General features: G+C 38.0%; 9 protein-coding genes. All 9 read left to right on the top strand.

Annotation, left to right across the window (positions count from 1 at the left end; translation table 11 throughout):
* The first annotated feature begins 282 nt into the window (after positions 1–282).
* The 9 genes from BAU28_RS05495 (at position 283) to BAU28_RS05450 (ending at position 7,541) form a co-directional block, all read left to right on the top strand.
* On the top strand, positions 283–528 hold the full coding sequence (locus BAU28_RS05495) for a type B 50S ribosomal protein L31 (protein ID WP_000643447.1): 246 nt from the start codon (positions 283–285) through the stop codon (positions 526–528).
* Positions 529–638: 110 nt separating this feature from the next.
* Positions 639–1,223 (top strand): thymidine kinase, encoded by a 585-nt coding sequence (locus tag BAU28_RS05490; RefSeq protein ID WP_002174367.1) that lies wholly within the window; start codon positions 639–641, stop codon positions 1,221–1,223.
* 356 nt (positions 1,224–1,579) lie between these two features.
* On the top strand, positions 1,580–2,647 hold the full coding sequence (gene prfA, locus BAU28_RS05485) for a peptide chain release factor 1 (RefSeq protein WP_002174366.1): 1,068 nt from the start codon (positions 1,580–1,582) through the stop codon (positions 2,645–2,647).
* Positions 2,647–3,498 (top strand): peptide chain release factor N(5)-glutamine methyltransferase, encoded by an 852-nt coding sequence (gene prmC, locus BAU28_RS05480; RefSeq protein WP_071717964.1) that lies wholly within the window; start codon positions 2,647–2,649, stop codon positions 3,496–3,498. Before prfA ends, prmC begins: the two co-directional genes overlap by 1 nt.
* 403 nt (positions 3,499–3,901) lie before the next feature.
* On the top strand, positions 3,902–4,765 hold the full coding sequence (gene spoIIR / locus BAU28_RS05475) for a stage II sporulation protein R (RefSeq protein WP_071717963.1): 864 nt from the start codon (positions 3,902–3,904) through the stop codon (positions 4,763–4,765).
* Between the two features lie 49 nt (positions 4,766–4,814).
* Positions 4,815–5,273 (top strand): GNAT family N-acetyltransferase, encoded by a 459-nt coding sequence (locus BAU28_RS05470; RefSeq protein ID WP_071717962.1) that lies wholly within the window; start codon positions 4,815–4,817, stop codon positions 5,271–5,273.
* A 108-nt stretch (positions 5,274–5,381) separates the two neighbouring features.
* Positions 5,382–6,422, top strand: a complete 1,041-nt coding sequence (locus BAU28_RS05465; RefSeq protein ID WP_048374864.1) for an L-threonylcarbamoyladenylate synthase — start codon at positions 5,382–5,384, stop codon at positions 6,420–6,422.
* Between the two features lie 77 nt (positions 6,423–6,499).
* The gene (locus tag BAU28_RS05460; RefSeq protein ID WP_002174361.1) at positions 6,500–7,048 is read left to right on the top strand and encodes a manganese efflux pump MntP; all 549 of its coding nucleotides are present in this window, start codon (positions 6,500–6,502) and stop codon (positions 7,046–7,048) included.
* A 214-nt stretch (positions 7,049–7,262) separates the two neighbouring features.
* A complete protein-coding gene (locus tag BAU28_RS05450) occupies positions 7,263–7,541 on the top strand; it encodes a DUF3935 domain-containing protein (RefSeq protein WP_002174360.1) in 279 nt (92 codons plus the stop codon).
* The last annotated feature ends 38 nt before the right edge of the window (positions 7,542–7,579 follow it).

Raw genomic sequence — 7,579 nt, 5'->3', positions numbered from 1 at the left:
GCCACTTTTAGGTGTTATCCAGCTCCAGCGGCTAGAATCCCCGGCCATTTCGCTCTCTCACTCGAAGCAAAAAGCGCTTCAAGGTCGAGAGCTCCAATGTCCTGCGATTCTGGACGAGCCGCTTCCGCTTTTAATTTTAAAAAGACAAAAACAGGTAGTTGCAAAATGGAGTTAGCCTTGTTATAATTTCATCATATGTGTTTCATCAATATAGTTGTGTAAGCAGCTGAAGATGAAAAACTCTGTTTCGAAAATGATTCAGGGCGGAAGGAGATGAAAAGAATGAAAGCAGGAATCCATCCAAATTACAATAAAGTTGTATTTATGGACACGAACACAGGCTTCAAATTCTTAAGCGGGTCTACTAAAGGCTCTAGCGAAACTGTTGAGTGGGAAGATGGTAACACTTATCCATTACTAAAAATTGAGATCAGTTCTGATTCTCACCCATTCTACACTGGACGTCAGAAGTTTGCTACTGCAGACGGACGTGTTGACCGCTTCAATAAGAAATACGGTATTAAGTAATAAAGAACATAAAACAGGCAAGTGTATGTATTCGCTTGTCTGTTTTTTTTGCGAAAATATTAAACCTTTACCCTACTTTGGATTAGGAAAGTAGATGAAAGGAGAGCTCAATGTACTTAATGAATCAAAATGGTTGGATTGAAGTGATTTGCGGGAGTATGTTTTCTGGAAAATCAGAAGAGCTCATCCGCCGTGTGCGCCGTACACAATTTGCGAAACAACATGCAATTGTATTTAAACCATGTATTGATAATCGTTATAGTGAAGAAGATGTTGTATCACATAATGGATTAAAGGTTAAAGCAGTTCCTGTTTCAGCTTCAAAAGATATATTTAATCATGTAACAGAAGAAATGGATGTTATTGCAATCGATGAGGTGCAATTTTTTGATGGGGACATTGTGGAAGTGGTGCAAATATTGGCAAATCGTGGCTATCGTGTCATTGTAGCCGGATTAGACCAAGATTTCCGTGGTCTACCATTTGGACAAGTTCCTCAGCTGATGGCGATTGCTGAACATGTAACTAAATTGCAGGCAGTTTGTTCTGAATGCGGATCTCCAGCAAGTCGTACGCAACGTTTAATTGATGGAGAACCAGCGGCATTTGATGATCCGATCATTTTAGTTGGGGCTTCAGAATCGTATGAACCACGTTGTCGTCATTGTCATGCAGTACCTACAAAACAAAGATAAATGAAACTCGCTATGTAGAGCGGGTTTTTTTCGAAAATAGATGAAGATTGGTGGCTAGCTCTTCGCATCTAAGAACCTTCCGCCCGAAAGGTAAAAAGCACCTTTAGGGCGAAAGAGCCTTAGCTGGTCAGAGCTGAACAAGCCACCTGCACTTTTAAATATATTATCTAGCTCCAGCGGCTAGAATCTCCAGTCATTTCGCTCTCTCGCTCGAAGCAAAAAGCGCTTCAAGGTCGAGAGCTTCAATGCCCTGCGATTCTGAGTGAGCCGCTTGCACTTTTAAATATAATTTGCGTTTTTTTGATTAAGTACCATATACTATTTGTATTAGATACTAGGATGTAGAGGTGAATGGTGTGTTAGATCGTTTGCAAGCTGTAGAAGATCGTTATGAGAAGTTAAATGAATTGTTAAGTGACCCAGAGGTTATTAGCGATACAAATAAGCTTCGTGAGTATTCAAAGGAACAATCTGATATGCAGGAAACGGTAGAGGTGTACCGTGAGTATAAAGATGTTCGTGAGCAATTAAGAGATGCAAAAGCAATGTTAGAAGATAAGTTAGACGCTGATATGCGTGATATGGTAAAAGAAGAGGTTTCTGAATTAGAAGGACAAGAGAAAACATTATCAGAACGTCTGAAAATTTTACTTGTTCCAAAAGACCCTAATGATGATAAAAACGTTATCGTTGAGGTTCGTGGTGCTGCTGGTGGTGACGAGGCAGCTTTATTTGCTGGTGATTTATATCGTATGTATAGCCGTTATGCTGAGGTGCAAGGTTGGAAAACTGAAATTATCGAAGCGAGCTATACAGAGTTAGGTGGATATAAAGAGATTATCTTTATGATTAACGGTAAAGGTGCTTTCGCGAAGCTAAAATTCGAGAATGGTGCTCACCGTGTACAACGTGTTCCTGAAACGGAATCTGGTGGGCGTATTCATACGTCTACAGCAACGGTAGCTGTGTTACCAGAGGCAGAAGAAGTAGAAATTAATATTCATGAAAAAGATGTTCGTGTTGATACGTTCGCTTCTAGTGGTCCTGGTGGACAAAGCGTTAATACAACGATGTCAGCGGTACGTTTAACGCATTTACCAACTGGTGTAGTTGTATCTTGTCAGGATGAGAAATCACAAATTAAGAATAAAGAAAAAGCGATGAAAGTATTACGTGCACGTGTTTATGATAAGTTTAGACAAGAAGCGCAAGCTGAGTATGATCAAAACCGTAAACAAGCTGTTGGTACGGGAGATCGTTCAGAGCGTATTCGTACGTATAACTTCCCGCAAAACCGTGTTACAGACCATCGAATCGGTTTAACGATTCAAAAGCTAGATCAAATCCTACAAGGTAAGTTAGATGATTTCATCAATGCCTTAGTGATGGAAGATCAGGCGCAAAAGATGGAGGCAGCTGAGTAATGCGTGTCTATGAAGCCCTGAAATGGGCTTCTTCTTTTTTACAGGAAAATGGACGAGATGAAAATGCGGGAGAACTTGTCCTTTGTCATGTATTAAAGACGAACAGAACAGGATTGCTCATGAATATGCGTGAAGAAATAACTGCGGAACAAGAGACAAGTTTTGCGAAATTTATCCACAAGCATGTAGAAGGTATTCCAATTCAATATATGATCGGTTATGAAATGTTTTATGGTAGATCATTTTTTGTAAATGAAGAGGTATTGATACCAAGACCAGAAACAGAGGAACTTATAGTTGGAGTGCTAGAGAGAATTGAGCGTCATTTTGGTAATGAGGAGCTTCACGTAGCAGATATCGGAACAGGTAGTGGAGCGATTTCTATTACGCTCGCTTTAGAAAATAAAAATCTTCATGTGTATACGGTAGATATTGCACAGGAGTCGATTGAAGTTGCAAAAGAAAATGCAAAAACTTTAGGAGCAGAAGTAACTTTCTATCACGGTGATTTACTATCGCCATTTTATGAAACAGATCAGAAGTTAGATGTCGTTGTTTCTAATCCTCCGTACATACCAGAGGAAGACTGGCGTGGCCTTTCTACTGTTGTGAAGGACCATGAGCCGAAGCGTGCACTTGTTGGCGGCGAAGATGGACTGGATTTCTATCGTCGTTTTATGGAGGAATTGCCGAACGTATTACAGAAAAAAGCGATTGTGGCATTTGAAATTGGTGTAGGACAAGGTGAAGATGTAAAGATGTTATTACAGCAAACTTTCCCACACGCTCAAGTTGAAGTTGTATTTGATATCAATGGAAAAGATCGCATGGTATTTGCAGAAATAGAGTAAGGCATAAGCCTTACTCTATTTTTTGTATAAAAAAATCGTAACTACTCAGCCATACATTTCATTCAGAAGTTTGGTAAGGAGTATTATTCCAGCGAAAATATGCCCCTTATTACCTATAGAAAGTTATTTTCATTTTTCAGCATATAGATTGCCGCCATGAAGATAAAAATGGACCTACACCTTGCTTACCCTTTCTTTGTTTTAAAACTTTGCGCGTGTGGCAGGAAAAGGCCCTGACCGCTCCTATACATAGCCAGTCCCTCTCGAACATTAAAAAAATGCTTTTCTGTCGGTTTTTCATAGAGTGGCTGAGTAGTTACAAAAATTCATATAGATTTTGAATTTAATAGTTTAGAAAGATGAAAGTCTGTCCACACTGTTTCTAGAGGGGACGGTGGAGGAAATGAAAAAACAAGTTATTGCTTATTTTCTTTTATTACTAATTGGTGCACAGTTACTTGTGCAGTTTGGATATATGAAAGCTGATGCAAAAGGGCCTGCTGTTATTCCGAAAGAGGCCGTTCGATTACGTATTTTAGCTAATAGTGATTCAGATAAAGATCAGGCGTTAAAACGTAAAGTACGTGATGAAGTAAAAGCGCAAATTGATGGATGGGTAGCGGATTTAACGTCATTTGAAGAGGCTCGAAAAGTAATTCAAAGCCATATTCCAGAAATTGAAAAGACAGTGGCGAATACGCTGAAAAGGGAAGGAAGTAAAGAGGCGTTTCAAGTGAAATTCAGTAAGAATGTGAAGTTTCCTACAAAGGTATATGGGAATTTTATTTATCCAGCAGGAGAATATGAAGCGGTGCTTATTACAATTGGAAAAGGTGAAGGTGCAAACTGGTGGTGTGTGCTATTTCCTCCAATGTGTTTCTTAGATTTTTCGAGTGGTACAGCTGTAAGGAAAGAAGAACATGTTGTGAAAGCTGAATCTCCTGAAGAGAAGCAGGTGAAACAACCGGAAGAGGATGAAGCGGAAGCAGAAGCAGAAGCTCCAAAGAAAAAAGAGGCTGAAATAAAAGAAACGAAAGTTGTAAAACAAGAGGTAACGAAAAAAGTAACAGCCCAAGAAAAGAAAGTTGTAAAAAATGAAACGCAAGTAGAAGAACAGCCTGTAAGTAAAGAAGAAACAAAAACTGTGGAAAAAGTGGAAAAAAAACAAGAAAAACAAAATGAGTATGTAAAAGTAGAAGAGGAAGAAGAAAAACCAAAGGTGAAATTATTTATTGTAGAAGCTTTCACATCTTTATTCTCTAAATAATAATATTTCTAAATCCCTTCGCATATATAAACATGAGGAGGGATGTATTATGAAGAAGGTGTATTTTGCTACAAAAGCAGATGTGGAAAGCTTGCATTCTTTTTTCGGACAAGCTAATAAAAAAGATGATAAAATAAATGAGTTGTACGCACAATTTATGATTTTAGAAGAGGCGGAAGAAATACGAGCTGTAATTGGGTATGAACAAAGCGAGGGAAATGTGCTTATTCGTTCTTGTTTATTCACACCTAATGTGGATAAACAGACTTTCCTATATTTTTTTGAAATGTTTTTGCAGTATATGAAAGAAAAAAATATTCGACAATTGTACTTACTCACAAATCATCCACAATCTGTGACGATCTTTCAGTTTTTTGACTTTGTCACTATAGAGAAAGAGAAAGTGCCAGAGGGGATTCGACAGTTAGAACACTTTTGTAAAAATATAAAAGAGCCGAATGCAATAATACTAAATTGTCAGCTATTCACAAAGTTATCCACGGATTAATTAGGTTTATCCACATTTTGTGGATAAACCTTGTTTGTCTTTTGGATAAATCTCATAGTAAACTAAAAATAGACAAGTATTTCATGGTAGAAAAGGACGTGGAAAAAAATGCATACAAATATGTGGGTTGTGGATAATGTTGTGGAAAGAAAAAAATATTATCCACAATTAAAAGAAGCAGCGAGATTATTAAGAGAAAATGAAGCGGTAGCCTTCCCGACAGAAACAGTATATGGGTTAGGAGCGAACGCAATGGACGATGAAGCGATAGCGAAAATTTTTGAAGCAAAAGGGAGACCGAGTGATAATCCACTGATTGTCCACATAGGCACAAAATCTCAGTTAGATGGCATTGTAAGAGAAATTCCGCCAGTTGCAGAAACATTAATGGAACATTTCTGGCCAGGACCATTAACAATCATTTTACCTAGAAAAGAAGGGATTTCAGAGAAGGTTACGGCAGGGCTGAATACAGTCGGAGTGAGGATGCCTGATCATCCAGTAGCACTTGCTCTAATTGAAGAGGCAAACGTACCTGTTGCAGCACCGAGTGCGAATCGTTCAGGACGTCCAAGCCCAACGTTAGCTTCTCACGTGTATGAAGATTTAAATGGGAAAATTGCTGGTATCGTTGATGGCGGGGCAACAGGAGTAGGCGTCGAATCAACTGTAATTGATTGTACGAGCACAGTTCCGACAATTTTACGTCCAGGTGGAATTACGAAGGAACAATTGGAAGCGGTGATAGGTACTGTTTCTTTGGACCCAGCCTTAAAGGATGAAAAAGAAAAGCCAAAATCACCTGGAATGAAATATACACATTATGCACCGAAAGCACCACTTAGTATTGTTGAGGGATCACGTAAGTTTATTCAACGTCTTGTGGATGAGAAAAAGAAAGAAGGACTTAAAGTAGGTGTATTAACGACGGAAGAGTATCAGCATGTGTATAGTGCAGATGTTGTATTATCTTGTGGTATGCGAAGTGATTTAGCGAGCGTTGCGACTAAATTATATGATGTGCTTAGAACGTTTGATGCAAGTGAAGTGGATGTTATTTTTAGTGAGTCATTCCCTAATGAAGGAATTGGAAATGCAATTATGAATCGTTTAACAAAAGCGGCGGGGCATCATATTATCACTGAATGATAATGTACCTTTACCAAACAGAATATTTCTCCTTGGATAAGCATATTGTGAAGTAGCACGTCCGAGGAGGGACATGAATGACGCTTGAACAGCTAATACCTTTAATAATTATGGCGTTCGCCTTAGGGATGGATGCATTTTCGGTGAGCCTCGGTATGGGGATGGTGACATTAAAGTTAAGACAAATCCTTTATATCGGTATGACGATAGGGATATTTCATATTATCATGCCATTTATCGGAATGATATTAGGACGTTTTCTATCAGAGAGGTATGGGGATGTTGCGAATTTTGCAGGAGCCATTTTATTAATTGGACTAGGATTTTATATTGTATATTCGTCCATTTTAGAAGGTGAAGAGAATAGAACTGCCCCAATTGGAATTAGTTTATTTGTATTTGCATTTGGTGTCAGTATAGATAGTTTTTCGGTAGGCCTTAGTCTTGGAATTTACGGAGCGCAGACGATTATTACCATATTACTTTTTGGATTTATTAGCATGTTGTTAGCGTGGATTGGTTTATTAATCGGTAGACATGCGAAAGGTATGCTTGGTATATATGGTGAAATAGTAGGTGGTATTATTCTTGTTGGGTTTGGATTATATCTTCTTTTTCCTATATAATTTTCATATGAGGGTGGAAAATATGAATAGGTTGCTAAAATGGTATGTCGTATGTATAACCTTTTTTCCAAGATGGTTACGTAGGCTTATCATTTGGGGCATTGTTTTGCAAATTGTGGTTTTGGATTGGATTAAATTGATTCGTGAATGGTAAGATAATTCCTTTCTGTACACTTGAATACAATACTCCGCAAATATAGAAAGGGTGTTACAAATGACGAGATTAAAACAAGTTTTTGGTATTATTATTAGTTTTTTTGTTTTTTGGTTTAGTATGCTCGGTGTACAAATGTTTGCTGAGTTTTTAGATATTGAGTCATTAAAATTTGTTGCAGGAAAATCTGAGGCGGCACGTGCGTTTTATTCACCGTATCCATTTTTAATTGTTTTCCTTATCACATTACTTTCTTTATATTTCTTTGTTATAAAGCTTGGTAAATCGAAAAAAGAGAAATTACCTGCATTAGAGGAGAAGAACGAAGAATTACAGTGAAAAAATCCCCCGCTAAAAAGCGGGGGATTTTATGTTTG

Source organism: Bacillus paramycoides (genome assembly GCF_001884235.1).
Taxonomy (GTDB): Bacteria; Bacillota; Bacilli; order Bacillales; family Bacillaceae_G; genus Bacillus_A; species Bacillus_A paramycoides.
This window is presented reverse-complemented; position numbering and strand designations above follow the sequence as displayed.

What these genes read in the sequence shown, in the direction of transcription:
- BAU28_RS05495 (WP_000643447.1), top strand. Translation starts at nt 283, where the DNA reads ATGAAAGCAGGAATCCATCCAAATTACAATAAAGTTGTATTTATGGAC.
- BAU28_RS05490 (WP_002174367.1), top strand. Translation starts at nt 639, where the DNA reads ATGTACTTAATGAATCAAAATGGTTGGATTGAAGTGATTTGCGGGAGT.
- prmC (WP_071717964.1), top strand. Translation starts at nt 2,647, where the DNA reads ATGCGTGTCTATGAAGCCCTGAAATGGGCTTCTTCTTTTTTACAGGAA.
- spoIIR (WP_071717963.1), top strand. Translation starts at nt 3,902, where the DNA reads ATGAAAAAACAAGTTATTGCTTATTTTCTTTTATTACTAATTGGTGCA.
- BAU28_RS05470 (WP_071717962.1), top strand. Translation starts at nt 4,815, where the DNA reads ATGAAGAAGGTGTATTTTGCTACAAAAGCAGATGTGGAAAGCTTGCAT.
- BAU28_RS05465 (WP_048374864.1), top strand. Translation starts at nt 5,382, where the DNA reads ATGCATACAAATATGTGGGTTGTGGATAATGTTGTGGAAAGAAAAAAA.
- BAU28_RS05460 (WP_002174361.1), top strand. Translation starts at nt 6,500, where the DNA reads ATGACGCTTGAACAGCTAATACCTTTAATAATTATGGCGTTCGCCTTA.
- BAU28_RS05450 (WP_002174360.1), top strand. Translation starts at nt 7,263, where the DNA reads ATGACGAGATTAAAACAAGTTTTTGGTATTATTATTAGTTTTTTTGTT.